Here is a 22,620-nt window from a genome sequence, read left to right on the forward strand (position 1 = left end):
GTATTGCTCCGCACTCGCTCACCTTGGGATGAATAATTACTAACTTCAGATCTCATCTTTTAGGTAAGGAGTGCAGATTTTAGTTTAAATCAGCTTATTCAGCAGAATCATGGTTCTTTAATTTGTTGAGTTTATCGGTTGCAGTTTTCTTCAACTCATCAAGTTTTGCGGTTGCTTGCGTTTTCAACTCATCCAATTTTGTAACAGCCTCTTCCTTTAATTCCGCAGCTTTGGCTTTAGCATCGTCAAGTTTATGAGCTGCTTCTGTGCGCAAGTGATCAAACTTATCTTGTAGACTATGCTGAGCATCCTCAAGTTTACCTTTTAAATCAGTTGCTTTTTCTTCAAGAGCCTCTTTACCAGAAGCTTGTTTCTCTTTTACATTTTCCTTTAAATCGTCCAAAGCTTTTTCGCCTTGTACTTTCGCATCAGCTGCTTTTGCCTTTAATTGGTCTACCTTATCTTCAACTACTTCTTTACCAGCAGCTTGCTTCTCTTTTACATTTTCCTTTAAATCGTCCAAAGCTTTTTCACCTTGTACTTTTGCATCAGCCGCTTTTGCCTTTAATTCATCTAATTTATTTTCTGTAGTCATCGTTGTTATCCTCATAGTTAATTAAAAAATTACCTGAATAAGTTATTAGTTATACATCGTTATGGCTTATTTTCTGACCGTAACTGCAATTTGAAACAAAGACAATACAGGAAGATTCAAATATTTTTTGATTTGTTTATCTGTTCTAAAGAGAAACCATGCCTGACCAAAATCCATTTTAATAGAAATCTCTTATGCCAAGCCGGAGATTATTAATCTTTGCTTATCTCCGTGCATCAGTTAAAATCTTCCACCTTATAAATACGAATGAGAGAATGAAATCCGTGCGTAAAATTTTAGTCACTAATGCCCTCCCTTATGCTAATGGTCCAATTCATATGGGTCATTTACTCGGTTACATCCAGGCAGATATCTGGGTTCGTGCCATGCGAGCAATGGGTCATGATGTGACTTATGTATGTGCGGATGATGCTCACGGTACAGCAATTATGCTACGTGCCGAAGCAAATGGTATTAGCCCAGAAGAGCAAATTGCGAATGTTCAAAAAGAACACATCCGTGATTTTGACGGTTTTGGCGTACATTTCGATCACTACGATTCAACGCATAGCGATGCAAACAAAGCACGTTCAACAGATATCTATATTAAAAACCGTGAAGCTGGAAATATTGCAGTTCGTCCTGTAACTCAGTTATTTGACCCAGAAAAAGGGATGTTCTTGTCTGACCGTTTCATTAAAGGTACATGCCCAAAATGTAAGTCAGAAGATCAATACGGCGACTCATGTGAAGTGTGTGGTACGACTTATAATGCAACTGAGTTACTTAATCCACGTTCAACATTAAGTGGCGCAACACCAGTTGAAAAATCATCAGATCACTATTTCTTCAAGCTTCCAAACTTCTCTGAATATTTACAAAAATGGACGCGTGACGAAGGACGTTTACCTCTTTCAATTGCGAACAAGTTAGATGAATGGTTTGAAGCTGGTTTAGCAGATTGGGATATCTCTCGTGATGCACCATATTTTGGCTTTGAAATTCCAGACGCACCAAATAAATATTTCTACGTATGGGTAGATGCCCCAATTGGTTATATGTCTAGTTTTGAAAACTACATCAAAACTAAACGCCCAGATTTAAACTTTGATGATTTCTGGAAAAAAGACAGCCAAAACGATGTTTATCATTTTATTGGGAAAGACATTGTTTATTTCCATGCTTTATTCTGGCCTGCAATGCTTGAAGGTGCGAACTATCGCACTCCAACTGGTCTTTTTGTAAATGGTTTCTTAACTGTAAATGGACAAAAAATGTCTAAGTCTCGCGGTACTTTCATTAAGGCCGAGACGTATTTACAGCATTTAAACCCAGAATATTTACGCTACTACTTTGCATCTAAGCTTTCAGATAAAGTTGAAGACTCTGACTTGAACCTTGATGACTTTGTTCAGAAAGTAAATTCAGACTTAGTCGGTAAAGTCGTTAATATTGCTAGCCGTTGTGCGAAATTCATCAACAGCAGCTTTAACAATACGTTATCTGCTCAATGTGCAGAAACTGATTTAGTACAAAGTTTTATTGATGCTGGCGATTCAATCGCTGCTGCATATGAAGCACGTGAATTCTCTACGGCGATCCGTGAAATCATGGCGCTAGCTGACCGTGCAAACCAATATATTGATGAGAAAAAACCTTGGGCTCTTGCTAAACAAGAAGGTCAAGAACAACAAGTTCTTGATGTCTGCTCTGTCGGTATCAACTTATTCCGTCAACTCGCAGTGTACTTAGCTCCAGTTCTACCAACTTTAGCTCAACAAGTTCAAGATTTCTTAAAACTTGAAAGCTTCGATTTCGAGTCACGCAAACAAATTCTTGTAAGCCATGAGATTGCGCAGTTCCAACCGCTTATGCAGCGTGTTGATCCAAAAGCTGTTACAGCTATGGTTGATGCATCTAAAGAGTCTTTAAGTGCTCCTGCTCCAGAAGCAACTAAAGCAACGGCGAAAAAGGACAAAGCTGCCGAGAAAAAAGCTGCCCCTGCTCCAGCAGTGGGTGAAGCTGAAATTATTGGTATTGAAGATTTCTTAAAAGTTGACTTGCGTGTTGCTCAAGTACTTGAAGCTGGTACAGTTGAAGGTTCAGATAAATTACTTCAATTGACATTAGATGTTGGTGAAGCTGAACCACGTAACGTATTTAGTGGTATTCGTAGTCAATATGCGCCAGAAGACCTAAAAGGTAAATTGGTTGTTATGGTTGCTAACCTTGCACCACGTAAAATGCGTTTTGGTATTTCAAACGGTATGGTACTTGCTGCTGGAAATGGTGAAGGTATTTTCATTATTTCACCAGATAGCGGTGCAAAGCCAGGCGATAAAGTTTCTTAATCTACTTTCAAAAAAAGCTCCCTAAATTGGGAGCTTTTTTATTTTTAAGGGCTTTGAATAGGTTTAAAAGAGGCTTACTAAATTAGGACCACGGCCACCCTTCGCAAGGGTTATTAAATAAAACGTGTATATTTCCCAACTCTTCATTTGTTAAATAGCCATTCTTATTTTCATCTAAATAATGAAATAGCTCTGTCTGCTTGTTTTCACCTTGAAAACGCTTATCACTCGGCCAGTTATAAGGATAAAAGTCTTCAACCCGTTGAAATTCTTTTTGGCTATACATGCCATCATGATTTAAATCATATTTTTCCTGAAAAAGCTCCCAATCTAAAGAAGCAGGCTCACATGCACTTACCATATTCAAAACACAGTAAGTTGCACATCCAGCAAGTAACTTAATAGTTAGATTGCTCATGATTATTCACTTGTATATCGGAAATTTTATAATCCTTTTCGTGAACTGGAGTACCCACAATACTCATAGTCCGCTCATTTGCCGATTGTTGTTTACTCGTCGTTCTCATCTCACATCCTGTAGTTAAGATGAGAAAAACTACAGAAATGCTCACCATTAGTTTTTTCATAACGTGATCCTCATTTCTTTTTGTTTTATTTATTAAGTTACCACTTTTAAAGTGTTTAAGTGCTAAAAAAGATATTTCAATTTGTATATATTTTACGCAAAAATTAAGCCAGACTATAAATAGCTGGCTTTGGATTTTGTAGATATTTTAATTAAAGAATAATCATTTGAAGAAAATTAATTTTAAACCCAATAAAGTCACAATACTTCCAGCAACTCGATCCACCCCTGTTTTTGCTTTCAGATACATTTTTCGAGGCTTCTCTGAAGAGAGCAGCATTGCCACACATGAGTACCAACCCGCATCAATCATAAAACAAATCACTGGTAATGCGACGTAGTAATAATTTGGAATTTCTTTTGGCAGTAAAGCCGTAAATACGCTGGCCAATACAACTGCGATTTTTGGATTACTTAACTGGGTAATTAAGCCATATCGATATGCCTGCTTATAGGTCATTTTCGATTTGCCATCGTTTTCCATCGCAATTGGTTCTTTAGCATGTTTAATAATTTTAAAAGCCAGCCAAAGCAAATATAGCCCACCACCAATTTTTAAAATTAGATAAGCAGAAGGCACCGCCAATAAAACTGCTTGCAATCCCATAACTGCTAATAGACCAAAAAGCGCTGCGCCTGTCCCCGTCCCTAAAGCGGTAAACAACCCATGTTTACGTGATTTAGAAATTGAATTTTGTGCAACATAAATAAAGCTTGGCCCAGGACTTATTGCTCCAAGCATCAATGCCATCGCAATTGAAAAAAGAGGAATAAGGGACTCAAACATTGTATTGACCTAGCATCATGCAATTGCGCGGTATTCTAACAGCTTTTTGTGACACATATAAAAATGGCCAAGATATAAATGATGAAAATTGAATTTTCATGTTTTTACAATTTAAATCTTCACAACGGACAAAAATGTCCGTTAAATATATAACCTTTAGAACTCCCCAAACCGATGACATGAGTAAACGTCAAAAAATTGCTGCCCATAATCGGGATGAATTACTCAATGCAGCCGAAGAATGTTTTCGTATTCATGGTATTAATGTTCCCTTACAAGTTGTGATTGACCACGCTGGGGTCGGCAGAGCGACGTTCTACCGTAACTTTTGTGATCGAAAAGCTTTAATTAGTGCACTTTTAGAACGTGCGATTACACAGCTAGAGCAAAAAGCAGCTCATTTTCAACAATTCGAAGATGGTTTATTTCGTTTAATTGAAGGACATATTGGGCAACTTCCCAAACTCGCAATTTTGCAAGATTTTTGGAGAGTGATTGATCGACAAGATCCAATTATGTTAAAAATTTATGAACGGCGAAATAATGCACTTAACCCACTGATTGAAAATGCGATAGAACAAAAATTGTGTCGAGCTGATCTGACCGCCGATGACTATGCAATGGTCACAGCAATGTTGGGTTCTTCATTTCAAGGACATGAGCCAGAAGAACAGACTCGCTTAGCAAAACGAGCAATTGAATTACTGTTTCAAGGTATTCAAATACAAAAAATTCGAGGGATAGAATGAGTAAAACGCCTCGTTATTTAGAAACACCACCCGACTGGACCCCAGAAGAGCAACCGACTTTACCTGGCTCACCAGCAGCTATTGCACACTCTGTACCTAAGCGGTTTATTTACTTTTTTATTGGTTTATTTATCGCCCTTTCGGCAAGCTTAAGTAATGGTTTTATTACGGCAAATTTACCTTTAATCCAAGGTGAGTATGGACTAACTCCTTCCGAAGCGGCTTGGTTGCCTGCTGCTTATGTCATGGCAAATGTCAGTTCAAACCTGATTTTATTTAAAGCCCGGCAACAGTATGGTCTGAGAGTATTTTCTGAAATAGGACTCGTGATTTTTATTGCAGTTCTGGTATTACATATTTTTGTGCATACTTATGAAATGGCCCTATTTGCGCGGGTTGTAGCTGGTTTAGCTGGTGCGCCATTAAGCTCTTTAGGTATGTATTACACCATGCAAGCTTTTAAAAAAGCAGACATGGCAAAAGGTATATATATTGCCTTTGGTTTTCAGCAACTTGGCGTGCCATTAGCTTGGATTATTTCTCCATTTCTCGTAAATACAGATAGTTGGTCTGTTCTATATACCTTTGAGCTCGGCTTAGCACTTTGTTGTTTAGCCATGGTCGTTTCATTGAAGTTACCACGTAGCTTAAGAATTTATGTTTTTGAGAAGCAAGACTTTTTCACTTTTGCTTTACTAGCCCCTGGCTTTGCCTGTTTATGTATTGTACTCACACAAGGTCCAATCTTATGGTGGTTTAATAGCCAGTGGCTTGCTTACGTCTTAATTGCAGGTTTTAGTTTAGTTGTTTTGGGGTTGCTCTATGAACACTATCGTGCCAATCCATTAATTATGACACGCTGGTTAGGTGCCGCTTCGACCCTACGCTTCATTTTTGGTGCCTTTGCCATTCGACTTTTAATGTCTGAACAAAGCTACGCAGCTGTTAATTTCTTAAAAACCATGGGAATGGGTCCTGACCAATTTGTTCCACTCTATGTGGTCATATTGATAGGGATTTTAAGCGGAACACTTTTTAGTGCACTGACTTTTTCACGCGAACGGATTATCTTCCACTTACTTTTTGCAGAATTTTTAATTTTAGTCGCGTGTGGACTAGATTATCACTTAACCAGTGATGTCCGACCTGTGAACTTCTTTGCAAGTCAGTTTTTAGTAGGCTTTGCAGGTGGTTTATTTATTGGGCCATTGCTCCTGATTGGCTTTGCGCAAACTTTGGCTAAAGGTCCTTCGTATGTGGTGACTTTTATTGTGCTGTTCTCTGCAACTCAAACATTTGGCGGCCTTGTCGGGTCTTCATTCTTCTCGACCTATCAACAACACCGCACACAAAACTATCAAGTCGAGATTATTAAAGATTTAGAACAAGCAGATCCTCTAGTTGCTCAAAGGCTCTCTACATATCAACGCAGTGCATCAGTTACGACTACTGACCCAGCATTACAAACAGCCCAATCCATGCGCTCACTTAATCAAGTGGTCACTCGTGAAGCGCAAGTGCGTGCCTACAATGACGTTATTGCATTGAACGGTATTTTTGCTGTCGCACTACTCTTGTGGGGTGGTTTTAATATTGCACGAAGTAAATATCTACAACGTAGAGGAATTATCCGTCCTTAATGGCTTCTTTATTGATGAAATAGAAATTGAGATTGATATATGTCAGATGATCAAAACAAACCGGAACAAGCTCCACCTCAAGCAGCTCCCGCTCCATCTAACGAACCGGCACCCGCGAGCAAACTGATTCCAACAAAACGCTCAACTTTATTATGGATGCTAGTTGTGCTCATTGTTGGTATTTTAGTGATTTTGTGGGCATGGAGAATCGGACCCTTCGCAACGAGCGTTCAGCAAACTGACAATAGTTATGTTAAAGGTAAAACAACGATTTTATCGTCGCAAATTAATGGCTATGTTAAAGATGTATTAGTTAAGGACTTTGACCACGTTAAAAAGGGTCAAGTATTAATGCATATTGATGCAACCACCTACGACCAAAAAGTAACGCAAGCGGCTTCTGGAGTTGAACAAGCTAAAAATACTTTAGCCAATCAGACACAGTCTATTGCTCAAAAACAAGCTGATATTGTGGCTGCACAGGCTAAAGTTGAACAAGTTAAAGCTCAATATGAACTTTCTTTAGCACAGCTTAGACGCTATCAACAGTTAGGAAATAGTGGCGCAGCCTCTAAATCTGAGCAGGATAAAGCCGCAGCAGATGCTGAAAATAACCTTGCAGCACTGAAGCAGGCAGAGGCCAATGTTTTAGTTGCCAAAGAAGCGCTTAAAACAGCGCAAGTGGCAGAAGCTGGATTAGAAGCACAAGTTTCCAGTGCTAAAGCACAACTAGACCAAGCACAAACTACTAAAGACTATAGCGTTATTGTTGCTCCAATGGATGGTCAACTTGGTGAGGTGAACCCTCGTGTTGGGCAATATGTAGCAGCAGGGTCACAATTACTCTACCTCATCCCACAGCAAACTTGGGTGATTGCCAACTTTAAAGAAACCCAAATTGCCAATATGCGGATTGGTCAAAAAGCATGGTTTACAGTCGATGCGATGAAACACAAAAAATTTACAGGGCATGTTGAGCAGATCTCACCTGCTGCGGGTTCTGAGTTCAGTGTATTAAAGCCTGACAATGCAACAGGAAACTTTACCAAAGTGGTTCAAAGAATTGCCGTACGCATTACCATTGATCCAAATCAAGAAGGAATAGAACACTTACGCCCTGGCATGTCAGTGATTACTTCTGTCGATACAAGTTCGTAAACAGCTTTTTAAAGCTCTATTTAAAAAGCTACAATGTGATCAATCATTATTTTTCTCAATTTCTAATGTTTGATCACATTGCCCAACCTGTTTCCTATCAGCATATTGAACTCCCCTCTTTAGTTCATCTCGACATTAAGCGATTAGATTTAGTTCATCCTCAAATTTCGGGCAATAAATTTTTCAAACTAAAATACAATCTGCTTGTCGCAAAACAACAAGGTTTATCGAGCATTTTGACTTTTGGTGGCGCTTATTCCAACCATATTGCCGCGACTGCCTATGCCGCTCATCTTTTTGGCTTAAGAAGTATTGGAATTATTCGTGGTGAAGAGTTAGCTGACAAACCTCTGAATCCAACCTTAGCAAAAGCTCAAAGTTTAGGAATGCATCTACATTTTGTCTCACGCAATGAATATCGCTTACGAGAAGATGCAAACTATCTTCAACAGTTACACCATCAATTTCCTGAAACTTTCATTATTCCTGAAGGCGGTACCAATGAACTGGCAGTTCAAGGTTGTCAGGAAATTATCAGTCAAAGCGATTTGCAAAACTATGATGTGATTTGCTGTGCAGTAGGAACTGGCGGAACGATTTCGGGTCTTATTGAAACAAGTTCAGCCGATCAAAAAATCTTAGGATTTTCGGCTTTAAAAGGTGACTTTTTACAACAAGAAATTCGGCAGTGGACCAAAAAACAGAACTGGTCTGTGATAGATGCATACTGCTGTGGCGGGTATGCAAAAACTTCACCCGAGTTATTGGCATTTATAGAAAGTTTCGAAGAACAACATGCTGTACCACTTGAACCGATCTATACGGGAAAGATGATGTTCGGTCTGTTTGATCTTATAAAGAATAATTACTTTTCTGAAGGTACTCGCATTCTGGCAATTCATTCTGGTGGTTTACAGGCAGATATAAGAAATAAATCACATCAATAACTTATTAGCTTTTAGTGCACATTACTCCGCATAGCATTAAATGTCTTTAGCATGACTAAGGCTCGGCATGATAGTATATGCCCCTTTTAAATTTTCACGATTAATCGAGAATCTCTTATGTCTAACAGTCATGTCGATGTCATTGTCTTAGGTGCAGGTGCTTCTGGACTCATGTTGGCTGCCCATGCTGCTAAACGAGGGCGCTCGGTTTTAATTTTAGAAAAAGCCAATAAAATTGGTAAAAAGATTTTAATGTCAGGCGGTGGTAAGTGTAACTTTACCAACCTTTATGTAGAGCCTGACAACTATATTTCTCATAATCCACACTTCGTTATTTCTGCCCTATCACGCTACAGCAACTGGGACTTTATCGGTTTGGTATGTGATTATAAAATTGCTTATGAAGAACGAAAACACGGGCAATTATTCACGCTAAACGGTGCTAAAGAAATTTTAGAGATGCTAGTGAGTGAATGTGATAAAACCAATAACGTTGATATCCAAACTCAATGTGAAGCTGTACAGATTGATCCATTAGAAAAAGGCGGTTTTACTGTACACACAAACCAAGGCCGATTTAGCTGTGAGTCATTAGTGGTTGCTACAGGTGGTTTATCCATTCCAACTTTGGGTGGTTCTGGATTTGGCTATGAACTGGCACAAAAATTTGGACATCAGGTTTTCCCAACTCGCGCAGGTTTAGTCCCATTTACTTTTTCAGATCATATTAAAGAAGTCACTACACGCCTAAGTGGTAATGCTCTAGATGTGACTCTAAGTAACTCGAAGAATAGCTTTACTGAAGCATTATTGTTTACGCATCGTGGTTTGAGTGGTCCAAGTTCTTTACAGCTTTCAAACTATTGGAATACCGGTGAAAGTTTTAAAATTGACTTTTTCCCGAGCCAAGATTTAGTAAATTATTTAAAAGACAAAAAGAAAGCCCAACCTAAAGTTTTATTGCGTACTCTTCTGAATGAATTTACGGCAAAAAGTATTGTACAAGAGTTACAACAACTTATATGGCCAGAGCAGAGTGAAACAGCGATTGGTAATATCAGTGATGCACAGCTAGATCATATTGCCGAGCAACTACATGGTTTTGCTGTGAAACCATCAGGCACAGAAGGCTATCGTACTGCCGAAGTTACTTTAGGTGGAGTTGATACAAGTGAAGTATCTTCCAAAACCATGGAAAGTAAAAAGCAGAAAGGACTGTTTTTTATTGGAGAAGTACTTGATGTGACTGGCCATTTAGGAGGTTATAACTTCCAATGGGCTTGGTCTTCTGCTTATGCAGCAGCACAATACGTTTAAATGATGAATAAGCTAATTTGAGGCTTTCGAATCATTTGAAGATTTTTCAGAATTACGTGTATGAGTTGTTGCCTGTTTTGATGAATTAGATTTATTAAACACAAATTTATAAGCACTTGCTAAAAAACCTACTGTAATTCCCGCAATGACAATCGGTGCTAAAAAACGACCTGGTTTCTTCATCGTATTTTCCTCACTTATTTCTTTTTATAATGGCCCAAAAAAAGTTCGACCACTCAATATAGAGTGGTCGAACTTATCACAAAAATCAAAGATTTTTTGTACGGTTTATCTGAAAATTAGTTTTACTTACTAAATTTCGTCATTTTCTCCAGTAGATCCAAACGGTTTATTTACTGGTGGTTCTGCTGGATTTACTTGTGCAGAATCAGCAGGTTTTGCATCAGATGAAACCGTTGATGGTGAAGTTGTAGTTGTTGGTGCAACTGTAGATGTTGACGAACTCGTAGTTGCAGATGAGCTACCAGCAGATGGGCTGCTCGTTGTGGTAGTAGACGGTGGTTGATAAAGCGGATTCGGTTCATTCGCTTCTTTTTTAGCTTTATCTAGCAAATCGCTCAACAGTCTTTCTGCTGGTTGGCGACCACCTAAACCAAATGCAAGAGCGAAAGCAACTGCAACTGCGCCTAGAGTCAAGCCAAATGCAAGATTAACGATTGAATCTGCAATACCCATCGCTCTTAAACCAAGCGCAAGTACGAGACCAATAATTAACACACGAACTAAACTACCTAACCAACGCGAGCTATTATATTCGCCGCGTTGAACCACGTTCGCCACCACATTGGCAAGCCAGAAACCAATAACCAAGATTACAGCGCCCAATAGAATGTTTGCACCGAAATGGATAAACATTGCAATTAGACCACTAATTTGATCGAAACCAAGACGATCCGCAGCTTCAGAAACTGCAAATAGCATAGTAAAGAATACAATTAACCAGCCAACTGCATTAGAAACTTTAGTTTGACCTAAAAAGCGTTGTACATCTAACTTTGCAGGAATTTCATCAACACCAGTACCTGCAATTAATTCGGCTACTAAGCGGCCAACAAAACGAGAAACAATATAAGCAACTAGTAGAATTAAACCAGCAGCAATAATGTTTGGAATCGCCTGCAAGATTTCATTAAGCATTGCTGTTGCTGGCTGAGAAATTGTCTCAATGCCTAAAGCTTCAAACGCTACAATCAATGTTGTAATAATGATGATTGCGAAAACAAATGACCCTAAGAATTTGCCTACGTTAGAGCTTTTGAAAAGACCAATTTTTTCAGCTTGAGCCTGAACACCTAAGCTATTTACTAAACCTTCAACAATACCACGTACAATTTTTGCCAAGATATAACCAACAAAAACGATAACACCAGCAATAAAGATATTTGGCAAGAACGCTACGGCGTCATTTACCATATTTTGAACTGGAATCAGTAAGCCTGTTAATCCTAATATTGAAAGAACAATCGGAAGGAAAAGTAACAATACAAGCCAGTAAAGAATTTCACCAATATTCTGGCTAATTCCACCTACACCCACTTCACTGCTTAACTTATCGTCAAGTTGAGTTCGGGATAAAATATTGGTCACCCCTGCTCGCACCAGTCGAGCAACGATCCAACCAATAAAACCCACCACAACAGCAGCAATAATATTTGGAATATAGACGAGTACCTGATTCACCATATTGCTGAACGGGCCACTCACTCCACTAATGTTAAGTACATTGAGAGCTGCGACAACAGCTAAGATTAGAATAAACCAGAATACGACTTTTGAAATAAGGCCTTCTATGTTTGGAGCACGCCCAGTTGCTGAAGATAATTTTGCATTGGTATTTACTTTTTGCAGAAGTTTTTTTACACCTGCCGCAACTAATAAAGCGATTATCCAGCCAACCAGTAAGATGACGATTGCAGCTAAAATAGGATGAAACTGATCCCAGTAATACATCGCATCAAACTGAGCGCCGCGAGGCCCATTAAAAAATTCATTCATATTGTTATGTCCTCAATTGTTATGTTCTTTTTAGTGCCATCAATTATGAAAAACACCATTCGTTGTTAAAAATGACGATAAATGCGGTCTATCTCACCTTATGTTTTGAGTATTTTCTAATCAACACACTTCTGCATAAATACAACAAATTGATGCAAAAGGTTGCAAAAAAAGCCTTTAGGTCACATCCCAAAGGCTTTCTATCAAGATATACTGGTTGGCTTATTACCCTTTATAGATATTCAAATCTGAAGTACTCTTAATAACATGCGGTATGACCTCATGTTGAAAAGCGGCTTCTTCTTTAGGCGTTTTGCTGTGATCAGCAACCATGTAGACGATGAGTGCAATAAGAAAAAGCCCAACAATAATTAAAATGTAAACTGGCAATCTTCTTTTTTTCGCAGTTTCTTCAGGACTCGTCACATGAGGTGGTTTTGAAAAATCATGCATCTTCTTTCCCCTCTTCTTTTATCATTAACTTTATAATCATCATAGCAATTTGGTTTGTTGCATTGTGTGAAAAAGCATTATGCTAAGGTGTCTGTGTTTGCAAAACTCTACTATTAAAATAATAAAAACAGTATAAAATTTAGGCAAAAATATTTAGCCATTTAAAAATATTGATAAATTATGCTCGAGCTTCTTTAAGGTTCTATTTGTAATACAATATGTTTTAGCGCTTACTTTTTATAAAATAGGCTATAATAAGCCCCCTTGTTTTAAAGCTGCTCTATTTTATGATGTATCGTCAGCAAAACGTAACACTTGATCTCGACACTGACGTCACACATCAATGTTATATACATCAGACGAGAGACGAACATCTCATTGGTATTATTGAATTTAATAAACCAAGTTATGAACTCAAATGGGGTGATTTAGAGTATTTTCGTCGCCGTACTGAAGAATTTTCGGTCATGCCATTTCCTGACTGCATTAATGCCATGATTGTTGATATTCGTAATATCAATATTTTTCTAGACAATGATGTTCCAATCTTGCCTTGGCGCTTACTAGAAGAAGACTGTCCTGTTCGCTTAGTCGTTCCACAAGATCGTTTGGAACATTATGCAGGTCTTTTTGAGCCAACTTGGCTTTCAACCGATGTAGATAGCGCAATTTCAGAAATTCGCGAATTTATGGATATGTTTGTCCACTAATAAACATATCCATAAAATTAATTATAAAGTTGTTTTCACCGCAATTTATTACCAGTAATTTTCTACCGCAATATTTCCCTCACCTCGACGGTTCATCGCCAAACCACGGCGTTTTAAAGCCTCTTTCGTGTCATCTACCATTTGCGGATTTCCGCAAAGCATGACGTGGCTTGTGGCAGGATTCAGCTCTATACCAGCAGATTTTTCTAATTCACCATTTTCAATCAGAATCGGCAAACGATCATGCAATGGCGCAGATGGATCTCGAGTAATAATCGAAATAAATTTAAATCCGTTATGTCCTTCCCCAAAAGTTTGAGCAATCTCTTTAATACGATCAACGTAAGCTAACTCAGCTGCGGTACGGACACTGTAGACCAAATTAATTTTTTGATATTTAGACCATGTATCGAAGTCTTGTAGCATAGATAAAAATGGAGCTAAACCCGTACCTGTTGCTAATAACCATAAATCATGCGGTAAAGGTTGTTGATAGCGAGCTAAAGTCAAATAACCATAAGGTATTTTTTCTAAATAAAGCTCATCTCCTACCTTTAAATGTTGAAGATTTGACGTAAATGCACCGTCTGGTACCACAATCGAAAAAAACTCAAGCGTTTCATCAAATGGTGATGAGACTACCGAATAAGCACGAACAACGAGTTCCTCTCCAACTTTTAGCCCAATACGTGCGAATTGCCCAGCTGTAAATTTAAAATGTGCAGGGCGAGTCATGGTGAAACTAAAAAGAGTTGGAGTCCAGCGGTGTACAGATAAAACTTTTTCTACGCTAAATTTTTCAATTGACATGATTTCAACGTGGCATGAAATAGTGCGCTCATGTTAGCATGACAGCCGAAATAATGAATACTTTTAAACGTTAAGGCTTTTTAAACATGCGCATGACATTACGCCAGTTGGCTGTTTTTGTAGCAGTCGCTCAAGAAGGAACTGTCACCAAAGCGAGTGATGCGGTCAGACTGACGCAAAGTGCAGCAAGTATGGCTTTAGCCGATTTAGAGGATGGCCTTGGTGCTCCTCTATTTGATCGTTTAGGTAAACGATTACAGCTTAATGATTTAGGTCGTTTTTTATTGCCTCAAGCATTAGAAATATTAGGTCGCTGTGAAGCTTTTGAGCAAGCTGCAAAAGGTGAATTGCAAAGCATTGATTTACGTATTGGGGCCACTTTAACGATTAGTGATTACCTCATGCCAGATTTAATGGCAAACTTTTTACAGCATCATCCTAAAGCACATTTGCAATTACAAGTGGGCAATACACGCCAAATGATTGAAGCAGTCAATCAATTCCAACTTGATTTAGCTTTAATTGAAGGCTCATGTCACTTACCTCAACTCCAATGTATTCATTGGCGTGATGATGAGCTTGCAGTTTGCTGTGCCCCAAATCACCCGTTAGCACGTTTAAATAGACCTCTAACAGCGCATGATTTTCTTCAAGTCGAATGGATTTTACGTGAAGAAGGTTCAGGAACGCGTGAAGTATTTGATAATGCGATATTGCAAGATCTGCCAGACGCGAATATTCGCTTAACTCTAGGTCACAATGAAGCAATTTTAAAAATCGTTGCTGGTGGTTTAGGTATGTCATGTATTTCTAAACTTGCCATTGAACCTTTAATTGAAAAGGGACAATTAGTAATTTTAGATACACCATTCTGGCAGCTTACCCGTCCGCTTTATATGCTGGTACATCGTCAAAAATATCAGGGTCCAGGTCTCAAAGCATTCTTACAATTCTGTGAAGATCAGGTTTAAAACCTGATCTTTTCGTTGATTAGCGTCGAAAATTTGATAGCAATTCGCTTGTGATCGCTTTATTGTGATCTGCAATTTTATTTTTCTTGGTTTTCGCAGGATTCGGGTCAACACGCTCAATTTTGATCGCTTTAAATTTACCCTGATTATCTGCGGCAAGAAATCTCACTTTTTCATTTCTTTTCGGTTCGCCCTCCGATGCAGGGAAATCAGAAATATGAAAGAAAATATCTCCTTCAGTAGTTTCAATAAAACCAAACCCTTTATCAGGGTTATATTGTTTTACCCATCCAGTATAAAACTCTTGCTTCATGATCTTTCCCCTACTTTTCTAATCCAGTCGTTGCAGTAAATAAAAAAGAGACTCACGATTCCGTTTTTAAAATTATACGGTTGAATGAAGTCTCTTTTTAATGCTATTTCAAAAAATTAATCTTTTTGTACACTACCAAAAATTTTATCGCCAGCATCACCCAAGCCAGGAACAATATAACCTTGTTCATTTAAGCCATTATCAATAGATGCCGTATAAATTTGCACATCCGGATGAGCTGCTTCAACTTTAGCAACGCCTTCAGGTGCAGCAACCAACACCATAACACGGATATCTTTACAACCACTTGCCTTTAACACATCAATAGCAGCAACTAACGAATTACCCGTTGCTAGCATTGGGTCAATAATCATCGCAAGACGATTAGCCACATCCGGAACTAATTTTTTGTAATACGTGCGAACCTCTAATGTTTCTTCATTACGCTCAAGACCTAAAACACTCACTTTTGCGCTTGGAATTAGATTAAGTACGCCATCCAACATACCAATTCCGGCACGTAAAATCGGTACAATCGTTATTTTTTTACCAGCAATACGCTGAGTAGTAACAGTTCCAGCCCATCCATCAATTTCACAATCCACAACTGGTAAATCTTTTGTTGCTTCATAAGTCAATAACATAGTCACTTCCTGAGCAAGCTCACGGAAATTTTTAGTACTGATGTCAGCACGGCGTAACAAGCCTAATTTATGACGAATAAGTGGGTGACGAATTTCTTGAATGGCCACAGATGTTACCTAAAAATATAAAAACGTATTTATTATAATCTTTTTTTAACGCTCAATAAAAAAAAGCCTCCAGATTTGGAGGCTTTTTTGTACACCAGAATTACTGTTGTGAAAGCATGAAATGTAATGGAGATAAAATTTCTGCTTTTAGTGCCAAATTAATCATTGGATCTGGGTAGACACCCAAAATAATAACTAATGCAGCAGCAGCCAATACCATTAAACCACCCACTTTTTGTCCCCAATGAGCATCTGCATCAATACGAGGAGTTTCTGGTGGTGTCATATACATTACAACCATCACACGTAAGTAATAGTACAAACCGATACCACTACCCACAATAATCATTGCAGCTAAGAACCAGTGTTGAGTTGTTACAGCAGCCATTACCACCAAGAACTTACCAATGAAGCCTGCTGTTAATGGAATACCAGCCAAAGACAACATCATGACTGTTAAAGTTGCTGTAAGTACTGGACGACGCCAGAATAAACCACGGTAGTCTGCAAGGCTTTGTGCTTCATCTACGTTGTTATATGGGCTAGACATTAACGCTACTGCACCAAAGGCACCAATAGTTGTTAATACATAAGACACCACATATACAGTTACGCTACCCAAGCTCGCATAAGTCATGCTAATTAAAGCAATTAACAAATAACCAAAGTGAGCAATAGATGAATAACCAAGAATACGTTTTAAGTTAACTTGACGAACAGCGAGTAAGTTACCAACTAAAATCGACAATACAGCAATGATCGTCAAAATAGTTACTAACGAGTTCACCATCATTGCGCCTGAAGCAAGCATATAGCGCACGAACAAACCAATTGTTGCAACTTTAGCAGCAGTCGCTAAGAAAGTTGCCATTGGCGCTGGTGCACCTGCATATACATCCGGTGTCCATTTATGGAACGGCGCAAGCGATAATTTAAATGCAACAGCAAAGATAATAAGTGCTAAACCTAATAACACCATTGGCTGTTTGATTGCTTCAAATAATGCTTGTACAGAATCATAGAATGAAAGCGAACCTGTATATGCATAGATATATGCCATACCCATCAACAACATTGCCGAAGCTGTCGCTGAAAGTACAAGGTATTTAATACCCGCTTCAAGTGAGTTACTACGTTGATAAGTATAAGCAAGTAAGCCATATACAGGAATCGACATTAACTCAAGGCTAATGAAGAACGATGCATAGTGAGAGCTTGCAACCATCAACATTGCACCTGCTACTGAAGCAAGTAACAAAAGATATAACTCTTCGCGGTTGTCTTTATACGTTTCAATGTAAGCATGAGACAAAGTACAACATGCCAATGCCGCAATCAAAATCATAAATTGATAGAACATGGTAAATGGATCAACCATAAACATGCCCATCACATTTGCCGGTACAAACTTACCGCCAAATACTGCAAATAAAATATAAAGTGCAGCAAGGTTTAAACCAACAACAGAAGCTGTTGCGATTAAATTATGATTACGCTTAATTGAAATTAACAGCATGACGACGATTGTTGTCAAAGCAACAATCATCACCGGAGCTAAAGGCATAAGCGTAGAGAATGATACTGTGAAGTTCATGATTATTGGATCTCCACATGGTCAAGTTGAGTAGCTGTTTGCTGAACAGTTTCAACGACTTCTTGTACTGGCACATAACTATTGACCAACCACTGCATGCTTGAATGAGATACATCCAAGAATGTTTGTGGGTAGATACCAAGCCAAACGAGACCAATCGCACAAATCATCAAAATACCAACTTCACGAGCAGATAAGTCTTTCAATGGACTAGTGTAATGTTGCTTTTGTTCAGGATTTGGTTCACCAAATAAAGCACGGTGAATCAAGATCAAGCCATATAAACCTGCAAATACAAGGCTGATAGAAGCAAGAATCGTAAAGACAGGATATTTATTAAATGAACCCATCAAAATCAGGAATTCACCAATAAAGTTACCTAAACCTGGTACACCTACAAGAGCAGCAACGAAGAACATCAAGAAAAATGGCAAGTACTGAAGCTGGCCACGAAGACCACCCATTAAACGTAAATCACGTGTATGTAAACGTTCATAGATTTGACCAGACATAATGAACAATGCAGCTGATGACAAACCATGTGCCAACATCATGATCATTAGACCTTGGAAGGTCAAAATATTACCTGCATAGATTGCAAGTAAGATAAAGCCCATGTGTGAAATCGACGTATACGCAAGTAAACGTTTCATGTCAGTTTGCTGGTAAGCACACCATGCGCCGTAGAAAATACCAATCAAACCGAAAATAATCGCAATGTCTGCAAACTGTGCAGAAGCTGTCGGGAAGAATGGAATAACAAAACGAAGCAAGCCATACGCAGCTGTTTTAATCAAGATACCCGCTAAGTCTACAGAACCTGCTGTAGGAGCTTGAGCATGCGCATCTGGCAACCAACCGTGTAATGGGAATACTGGTAACTTCACCGCAAAACCGATGAAGAAACAGATCATGAAACCGTACGCTAAGCCTGCAGGTAAATGGTTAGCTACAGCTAATAAATAGTTGTAATCAAAACCGATCATGCCCGTCATCATGTAGCCATAAACTACAAGACCTAAGATACCGATTAACATCACCAGACCAGCAATCTGCGTGTAAAGGAAGAACTTAGTAGCAGCGTAAACACGTGAACGACCGTTTGAACCTTTATGACCCCATAACGCAATCAAGAAGTAGATTGGTACAAGCATCATCTCCCAGAAGAAGAAGAACAAGAACAAGTCAATCGCTAAGAATACACCGATAACGCCACCTAAACTCCATAATAGGTTTAAGTGGAAGAAACCAACGTTCTTTTGAATCTCGCCCCATGAACAACCAACAGCAAGTACACCAAGTAACGCTGTTAATAACACCATGAGTAAAGATAAGCCATCCACAGCTAAGTGAATGCCAATACCGAGTGATTGAATCCACGGTAAATAGAACTCAGCAGACCAAGTTGGGATTTTAGAACCCAACTCGTAGCTATAAGTTCCACTTTGCCAAAGCGCAAGACCTAAGCCCAAAGTAATGAGCATACCAATTAAGGCAATCCAGCGTGGCAAAGTTTTGTCGAGCTTATCGACTAACCAACAAATAAAACCGGCAATGAACGGAACAAGGATCAGCGCGGGTAAAATTAAATTGTTTTCCATTTTATTTCCCCACTACCTGAATAACGATCAAGATCATCAATAACACCACTACACCGAGTGACATGCTTGATGCGTATTCACGCAATGAACCTGTTTGACGTGAGCTTGTAAAACTGTTTCCGCCTTTCACGAGCGCAGGAAGAACTAACCACAAACCGTCAATCGGATCACGGCCAAAGATTTTGGCGAAGAATAAATAAGGTTTAACAAAAACGATGTCATACAATGCATCAAAACCAAAAGCGGTACGGCAAATATGTGCCAAACCTGAACCCAAACTTGTTTGAGCAAATGATTTCACTGCACCATAAGCAAATGTAAATAATGCTATACCAACAACTAGACCAACTAGTGCAATACCTACTGCTAAGTGCTCTGCCCCATGCATGCCTTCCACAAATTGTTCAGCGACATGGAATTCAGGGATTTTTGCAGTATTCAGAATACCTGCTACTGGTGCTTTTAATACCGCACCAACAAAAGTAGACAATACAGCTAAAATACCCAATGGAGCCCAGTAAGTTGCACCTTTAATTTCATGGTAAGGCGTGTTTTCTTGACCAAAGAATACAACCCAGATTAAACGGAATGTATAGATTGAAGTCAGGAATGCACCCGCTACACCCACCCAATATAAGGTGTGATATAAAGCAACTGATTGACCTTGTACCCAAACTTCACCAAGAATCGCATCTTTAGAGAAGAAGCCAATAGTTAAGAATGGAATAGCTGCTAATGCACCGCCACCAATCGCGAAACAAGCAAACAGGAATTTGTTACGTCTGAACAAACCACCCATTTTGAAAATGTTTTGCTCGTGATGGTAAGCCAGAATAACCGCACCAGAAGACAAGAATAATAATGCCTTAAAGAATGCGTGAGCCAACATGTGGAACAAACCAGCTTGATAAGCTTCAGCACCTACAGCCATAAACATATAGCCAAGCTGACTCATTGTTGAGTAAGCCAAGATACGTTTGATGTCCGTTTGTACAAGTGCAGCAAAACCTGCAACTAACAACGTTACCGCGCCAGTTACTGAAATGAATTGCATCACTTCAGGAGCAAGTTCAAATACGCTGAATAGACGACAGCATAAGTACACACCAGCCGTTACCATTGTTGCAGCGTGGATTAATGCAGAAACAGGTGTTGGACCTGCCATCGCATCTGCCAACCATGTTTGCAATGGAATTTGAGCAGACTTACCAGCAGCACCCAAGAACAACATTAATGCAGTCCAGATGGTAAGTGACGAACTCTTCGTCATTACTTCTGCTGCGTGTTCAACGATGTACTGAGTATTCAGCGTACCAAATTGTTGGTAAAGCAAGAATAAAGCAATAAGCAAGAATACGTCACCAACGCGGGTCACTGTAAACGCTTTGATCGCAGCCCAACCATTTGCAGGGTTTGCATAATAGAAACCGATCAGCAAGTAAGAGCAAAGACCTACACCTTCCCAACCCAAGAATAACAACGCCAAGTTGTCACCCAATACAAGCACAAGCATGCTTGCAACAAACAGGTTGAAATAAGAGAAGAAACGCGCATAACCCTCTTCACCACGCATGTACCATGATGCAAAGATGTGGATTAAGAAACCAACACCCGTGATCATACCCATCATGAGTAAAGATAAGCCATCTAAATGTAAGCTAATGCCCGGCGCAAAACCGCCAACATTGAACCATGTCCACAAGTTTTGAACAAAAACTTGCTGACCACTCGTGGTAAATGCCACTCCAGCAATGAGTGCAAATAATGCAGATAAACCTACAGAACCTACACCAATAACTGCTGCAACATTTTCAGAGAGTTTGTCTCGTCCTGCCGCCAATAAAATAAAACCGATTAGCGGAAATAATACTGTTAGATATAAATAACTCATCCGCGCATCTCACTAGCAGCATCCACATCCAAATGATGGAAGCGATGATAGAACTGAAGGACAATCGCAAGACCGATACATGCCTCTGCTGCTGCAAGGGTCAAAATCAAGATGAACATCACTTGCCCATCTGGTTGTGCCCATACGCTACCCGCAAGAACAAATGCCAATGCTGCAGCATTCATCATGATTTCAAGGCTCATTAACATAAATAATAGGTTGCGTCGCACCATTACACCGTAAAAACCGAGTGCAAAAAGGATGGTTGCAACAATCAAACCATGTTCTAAAGGAATCTGGCCCATTATTCTTTTTCCTCTTCTGCACCTGGTTCACGTTTACCTAAGTGGTATGCTGCAACAAGGGCTGCTAGCAATAACATCGCGGCAACTTCAACCAATAATAAATAGTGAGTAAAGAGTGCTTGACCAACTACTTTTGGTCCAATCACTTGTGCCCCAAGCGGTGCTGAAATAGTGGTGTATTCACCACCAAGCATCCAAACTAAAAGCAAGCCGAGTAAGAAACTCATGAGTGCTGGATATGCCCAAGCATCTGAAGAAAGCCATTTGCGTTCTTGTTCAACGGTGTGTTGACCTAAGTTAAGCATCATCACCACGAAGACAAATAGAACCATAATTGCTCCGGCATAAACGATGATTTCAAGAGCACCTGCAAAAGGCGCCCCCACGATCATGAAAATACCAGCAACAGCAAGCAATGAAACAATTAGACTAAGTAGAGCGTGTACAGGGTTCGTGTTAGTCACTACACGAACCGTAGAAACGATGGCCACGAGTGCCATCAAATAAAACGGCCACATCATGGTAATAGACTCCGTACATCGATTGGTGCACTTTCTTTTTGTGCTTGACCTTTCTCTTTACCGTTAATTGCCATACCCGTTACACGGTAGAAGTTGTAATCTGGGTATTTGCCCGGACCTGAAATGAGTAAGTTTTCTTTCTCATAAACAAGGTCTTGACGTACATATTCGCCTAACTCGAAGTCTGGTGTGAGCTGAATCGCAGTTGTTGGACAAGCTTCTTCACACATACCGCAGAAAATACAACGTGAGAAGTTGATACGAAAAAACTCCGGGTACCAACGACCATCTTCTGTTTCTGCTTTTTGTAGTGAGATACAGCCAACCGGACATGCAACCGCACATAGGTTACATGCTACGCAACGCTCTTCCCCATCAGGGTCACGCGTTAATACGATACGACCACGAAAGCGTGGCGGCACAATCTGTTCAGCCGGAACTTCTGGATATAAAATCGTGTCACGTTTACGTGTTGCATGGCTAAACACCATGAGTAACGTACGTACAATTGATCCGAATCCAGCTAGAAATTTATACATTTTGTACTCCCTGC

Annotated in this window: 24 protein-coding genes; 8 read left to right on the forward strand and 16 right to left on the reverse strand. The window is 39.4% G+C overall.

What is annotated here, in order from left to right:
- Window positions 1-94: 94 nt before the first annotated feature.
- Complete coding sequence (locus AW165_RS13820) at window positions 95-595, reverse strand: hypothetical protein (protein ID WP_060466145.1); 501 nt, start codon at window positions 593-595, stop codon at window positions 95-97.
- A 284-nt stretch (window positions 596-879) separates the two neighbouring features.
- On the opposite strand from AW165_RS13820, the gene metG reads away from it, so the two are divergent.
- Window positions 880-2,946, forward strand: coding sequence for a methionine--tRNA ligase (metG, locus tag AW165_RS13825; protein WP_060466146.1), 2,067 nt, complete (start codon window positions 880-882; stop codon window positions 2,944-2,946).
- Between the two features lie 82 nt (window positions 2,947-3,028).
- On the opposite strand, the gene AW165_RS13830 is transcribed toward metG, so the two are convergent.
- From AW165_RS13830 to AW165_RS13840, 3 genes are all read right to left on the reverse strand, one after another.
- Window positions 3,029-3,364, reverse strand: a complete 336-nt coding sequence (locus tag AW165_RS13830; RefSeq protein ID WP_060466147.1) for a calcium-binding protein — start codon at window positions 3,362-3,364, stop codon at window positions 3,029-3,031.
- Window positions 3,345-3,533 carry an NF038215 family lipoprotein gene (locus tag AW165_RS13835; protein WP_039756269.1) on the reverse strand — a complete coding sequence of 63 codons (189 nt, stop codon included), beginning with the start codon at window positions 3,531-3,533 and terminating at the stop codon, window positions 3,345-3,347. The genes AW165_RS13830 and AW165_RS13835 overlap by 20 nt, the downstream gene beginning before the upstream one ends.
- A 162-nt stretch (window positions 3,534-3,695) precedes the next feature.
- On the reverse strand, window positions 3,696-4,319 hold the full coding sequence (locus AW165_RS13840) for a LysE family translocator (RefSeq protein WP_002120398.1): 624 nt from the start codon (window positions 4,317-4,319) through the stop codon (window positions 3,696-3,698).
- 179 nt (window positions 4,320-4,498) lie between these two features.
- On the opposite strand from AW165_RS13840, the gene AW165_RS13850 reads away from it, so the two are divergent.
- The 5 genes from AW165_RS13850 (at window position 4,499) to AW165_RS13870 (ending at window position 10,130) form a co-directional block, all read left to right on the forward strand.
- Entirely contained in the window at window positions 4,499-5,068 is a 570-nt protein-coding gene (locus AW165_RS13850; RefSeq protein WP_060466149.1) for a TetR/AcrR family transcriptional regulator, read from the forward strand.
- A complete protein-coding gene (locus tag AW165_RS13855; protein ID WP_060466150.1) occupies window positions 5,065-6,708 on the forward strand; it encodes an MFS transporter in 1,644 nt (547 codons plus the stop codon). The genes AW165_RS13850 and AW165_RS13855 overlap by 4 nt, the downstream gene beginning before the upstream one ends.
- Window positions 6,709-6,747: 39 nt before the next feature.
- Window positions 6,748-7,866, forward strand: coding sequence for an HlyD family secretion protein (locus AW165_RS13860; protein ID WP_060466151.1), 1,119 nt, complete (start codon window positions 6,748-6,750; stop codon window positions 7,864-7,866).
- Window positions 7,867-7,931: 65 nt separating this feature from the next.
- Window positions 7,932-8,813: a 1-aminocyclopropane-1-carboxylate deaminase/D-cysteine desulfhydrase gene (locus AW165_RS13865; RefSeq protein ID WP_060466152.1), complete on the forward strand. Its 882-nt coding sequence runs from the start codon at window positions 7,932-7,934 to the stop codon at window positions 8,811-8,813.
- Between the two features lie 117 nt (window positions 8,814-8,930).
- Window positions 8,931-10,130 carry an NAD(P)/FAD-dependent oxidoreductase gene (locus tag AW165_RS13870; protein WP_060466153.1) on the forward strand — a complete coding sequence of 400 codons (1,200 nt, stop codon included), beginning with the start codon at window positions 8,931-8,933 and terminating at the stop codon, window positions 10,128-10,130.
- 12 nt (window positions 10,131-10,142) lie between these two features.
- Here the strand turns inward: AW165_RS13870 and AW165_RS19370 are convergent, their stop codons facing one another.
- The 3 genes from AW165_RS19370 to AW165_RS13880 all read right to left on the reverse strand — a co-directional run bounded on the left by AW165_RS19370 (window position 10,143) and on the right by AW165_RS13880 (window position 12,599).
- Window positions 10,143-10,313 (reverse strand): hypothetical protein, encoded by a 171-nt coding sequence (locus AW165_RS19370; protein WP_002120038.1) that lies wholly within the window; start codon window positions 10,311-10,313, stop codon window positions 10,143-10,145.
- Between the two features lie 129 nt (window positions 10,314-10,442).
- Complete coding sequence (locus tag AW165_RS13875) at window positions 10,443-12,146, reverse strand: mechanosensitive ion channel (RefSeq protein WP_060466154.1); 1,704 nt, start codon at window positions 12,144-12,146, stop codon at window positions 10,443-10,445.
- Between the two features lie 225 nt (window positions 12,147-12,371).
- Complete coding sequence (locus AW165_RS13880; protein WP_057062888.1) at window positions 12,372-12,599, reverse strand: hypothetical protein; 228 nt, start codon at window positions 12,597-12,599, stop codon at window positions 12,372-12,374.
- Between the two features lie 290 nt (window positions 12,600-12,889).
- Here AW165_RS13880 and AW165_RS13885 point away from each other — a divergent pair, with 290 nt between their 5' ends.
- Window positions 12,890-13,309 (forward strand): hypothetical protein, encoded by a 420-nt coding sequence (locus tag AW165_RS13885; RefSeq protein ID WP_014205905.1) that lies wholly within the window; start codon window positions 12,890-12,892, stop codon window positions 13,307-13,309.
- A 48-nt stretch (window positions 13,310-13,357) separates the two neighbouring features.
- Here the strand turns inward: AW165_RS13885 and AW165_RS13890 are convergent, their stop codons facing one another.
- Window positions 13,358-14,119, reverse strand: a complete 762-nt coding sequence (locus AW165_RS13890; protein WP_060466155.1) for a ferredoxin--NADP reductase — start codon at window positions 14,117-14,119, stop codon at window positions 13,358-13,360.
- Between the two features lie 86 nt (window positions 14,120-14,205).
- On the opposite strand from AW165_RS13890, the gene gigC reads away from it, so the two are divergent.
- The gene (gene gigC / locus AW165_RS13895; RefSeq protein WP_002120024.1) at window positions 14,206-15,090 is read left to right on the forward strand and encodes a LysR family transcriptional regulator GigC; all 885 of its coding nucleotides are present in this window, start codon (window positions 14,206-14,208) and stop codon (window positions 15,088-15,090) included.
- A 19-nt stretch (window positions 15,091-15,109) separates the two neighbouring features.
- On the opposite strand, the gene AW165_RS13900 is transcribed toward gigC, so the two are convergent.
- From AW165_RS13900 to nuoI, 8 genes are all read right to left on the reverse strand, one after another.
- Window positions 15,110-15,403 (reverse strand): cold shock domain-containing protein, encoded by a 294-nt coding sequence (locus tag AW165_RS13900; RefSeq protein ID WP_005803269.1) that lies wholly within the window; start codon window positions 15,401-15,403, stop codon window positions 15,110-15,112.
- 116 nt (window positions 15,404-15,519) lie between these two features.
- Window positions 15,520-16,155, reverse strand: coding sequence for a uracil phosphoribosyltransferase (gene upp, locus AW165_RS13905; RefSeq protein WP_002120045.1), 636 nt, complete (start codon window positions 16,153-16,155; stop codon window positions 15,520-15,522).
- Window positions 16,156-16,255: 100 nt separating this feature from the next.
- Window positions 16,256-17,749, reverse strand: coding sequence for an NADH-quinone oxidoreductase subunit NuoN (gene nuoN / locus AW165_RS13910; RefSeq protein ID WP_002120035.1), 1,494 nt, complete (start codon window positions 17,747-17,749; stop codon window positions 16,256-16,258).
- A 2-nt stretch (window positions 17,750-17,751) separates the two neighbouring features.
- Window positions 17,752-19,350 (reverse strand): NADH-quinone oxidoreductase subunit M, encoded by a 1,599-nt coding sequence (gene nuoM, locus AW165_RS13915; protein WP_002120006.1) that lies wholly within the window; start codon window positions 19,348-19,350, stop codon window positions 17,752-17,754.
- Window position 19,351: 1 nt separating this feature from the next.
- Window positions 19,352-21,241 carry an NADH-quinone oxidoreductase subunit L gene (nuoL, locus tag AW165_RS13920; protein WP_060466156.1) on the reverse strand — a complete coding sequence of 630 codons (1,890 nt, stop codon included), beginning with the start codon at window positions 21,239-21,241 and terminating at the stop codon, window positions 19,352-19,354.
- Window positions 21,238-21,546 (reverse strand): NADH-quinone oxidoreductase subunit NuoK, encoded by a 309-nt coding sequence (gene nuoK / locus AW165_RS13925; protein WP_000529822.1) that lies wholly within the window; start codon window positions 21,544-21,546, stop codon window positions 21,238-21,240. The genes nuoL and nuoK overlap by 4 nt, the downstream gene beginning before the upstream one ends.
- Entirely contained in the window at window positions 21,546-22,064 is a 519-nt protein-coding gene (nuoJ, locus tag AW165_RS13930) for an NADH-quinone oxidoreductase subunit J (protein ID WP_014205902.1), read from the reverse strand. The genes nuoK and nuoJ overlap by 1 nt, the downstream gene beginning before the upstream one ends.
- Window positions 22,064-22,606 (reverse strand): NADH-quinone oxidoreductase subunit NuoI, encoded by a 543-nt coding sequence (gene nuoI / locus AW165_RS13935; protein ID WP_002120012.1) that lies wholly within the window; start codon window positions 22,604-22,606, stop codon window positions 22,064-22,066. The genes nuoJ and nuoI overlap by 1 nt, the downstream gene beginning before the upstream one ends.
- Window positions 22,607-22,620 lie beyond the last annotated feature (14 nt).

Source organism: Acinetobacter sp. LMB-5 (assembly GCF_001541635.1).
Taxonomy (GTDB): domain Bacteria; phylum Pseudomonadota; class Gammaproteobacteria; order Pseudomonadales; family Moraxellaceae; genus Acinetobacter; species Acinetobacter pittii.

Coding starts and splice junctions, on each gene's coding strand:
- AW165_RS13835 (WP_039756269.1), bottom strand. CDS start 3,533: ATGAAAAAACTAATGGTGAGCATTTCTGTAGTTTTTCTCATCTTAACT.
- nuoK (WP_000529822.1), bottom strand. CDS start 21,546: ATGGGCCAGATTCCTTTAGAACATGGTTTGATTGTTGCAACCATCCTT.
- AW165_RS13870 (WP_060466153.1), top strand. CDS start 8,931: ATGTCTAACAGTCATGTCGATGTCATTGTCTTAGGTGCAGGTGCTTCT.
- AW165_RS13890 (WP_060466155.1), bottom strand. CDS start 14,119: ATGTCAATTGAAAAATTTAGCGTAGAAAAAGTTTTATCTGTACACCGC.
- nuoN (WP_002120035.1), bottom strand. CDS start 17,749: ATGAACTTCACAGTATCATTCTCTACGCTTATGCCTTTAGCTCCGGTG.
- gigC (WP_002120024.1), top strand. CDS start 14,206: ATGCGCATGACATTACGCCAGTTGGCTGTTTTTGTAGCAGTCGCTCAA.
- AW165_RS19370 (WP_002120038.1), bottom strand. CDS start 10,313: ATGAAGAAACCAGGTCGTTTTTTAGCACCGATTGTCATTGCGGGAATT.
- AW165_RS13880 (WP_057062888.1), bottom strand. CDS start 12,599: ATGCATGATTTTTCAAAACCACCTCATGTGACGAGTCCTGAAGAAACT.
- AW165_RS13900 (WP_005803269.1), bottom strand. CDS start 15,403: ATGAAGCAAGAGTTTTATACTGGATGGGTAAAACAATATAACCCTGAT.
- AW165_RS13865 (WP_060466152.1), top strand. CDS start 7,932: ATGTTTGATCACATTGCCCAACCTGTTTCCTATCAGCATATTGAACTC.
- nuoM (WP_002120006.1), bottom strand. CDS start 19,350: ATGGAAAACAATTTAATTTTACCCGCGCTGATCCTTGTTCCGTTCATT.
- AW165_RS13840 (WP_002120398.1), bottom strand. CDS start 4,319: ATGTTTGAGTCCCTTATTCCTCTTTTTTCAATTGCGATGGCATTGATG.
- AW165_RS13850 (WP_060466149.1), top strand. CDS start 4,499: ATGAGTAAACGTCAAAAAATTGCTGCCCATAATCGGGATGAATTACTC.
- AW165_RS13860 (WP_060466151.1), top strand. CDS start 6,748: ATGTCAGATGATCAAAACAAACCGGAACAAGCTCCACCTCAAGCAGCT.
- AW165_RS13820 (WP_060466145.1), bottom strand. CDS start 595: ATGACTACAGAAAATAAATTAGATGAATTAAAGGCAAAAGCGGCTGAT.
- AW165_RS13885 (WP_014205905.1), top strand. CDS start 12,890: ATGTATCGTCAGCAAAACGTAACACTTGATCTCGACACTGACGTCACA.
- AW165_RS13855 (WP_060466150.1), top strand. CDS start 5,065: ATGAGTAAAACGCCTCGTTATTTAGAAACACCACCCGACTGGACCCCA.
- nuoL (WP_060466156.1), bottom strand. CDS start 21,241: ATGAGTTATTTATATCTAACAGTATTATTTCCGCTAATCGGTTTTATT.
- AW165_RS13875 (WP_060466154.1), bottom strand. CDS start 12,146: ATGAATGAATTTTTTAATGGGCCTCGCGGCGCTCAGTTTGATGCGATG.
- AW165_RS13830 (WP_060466147.1), bottom strand. CDS start 3,364: ATGAGCAATCTAACTATTAAGTTACTTGCTGGATGTGCAACTTACTGT.
- nuoJ (WP_014205902.1), bottom strand. CDS start 22,064: ATGTGGCCGTTTTATTTGATGGCACTCGTGGCCATCGTTTCTACGGTT.
- nuoI (WP_002120012.1), bottom strand. CDS start 22,606: ATGTATAAATTTCTAGCTGGATTCGGATCAATTGTACGTACGTTACTC.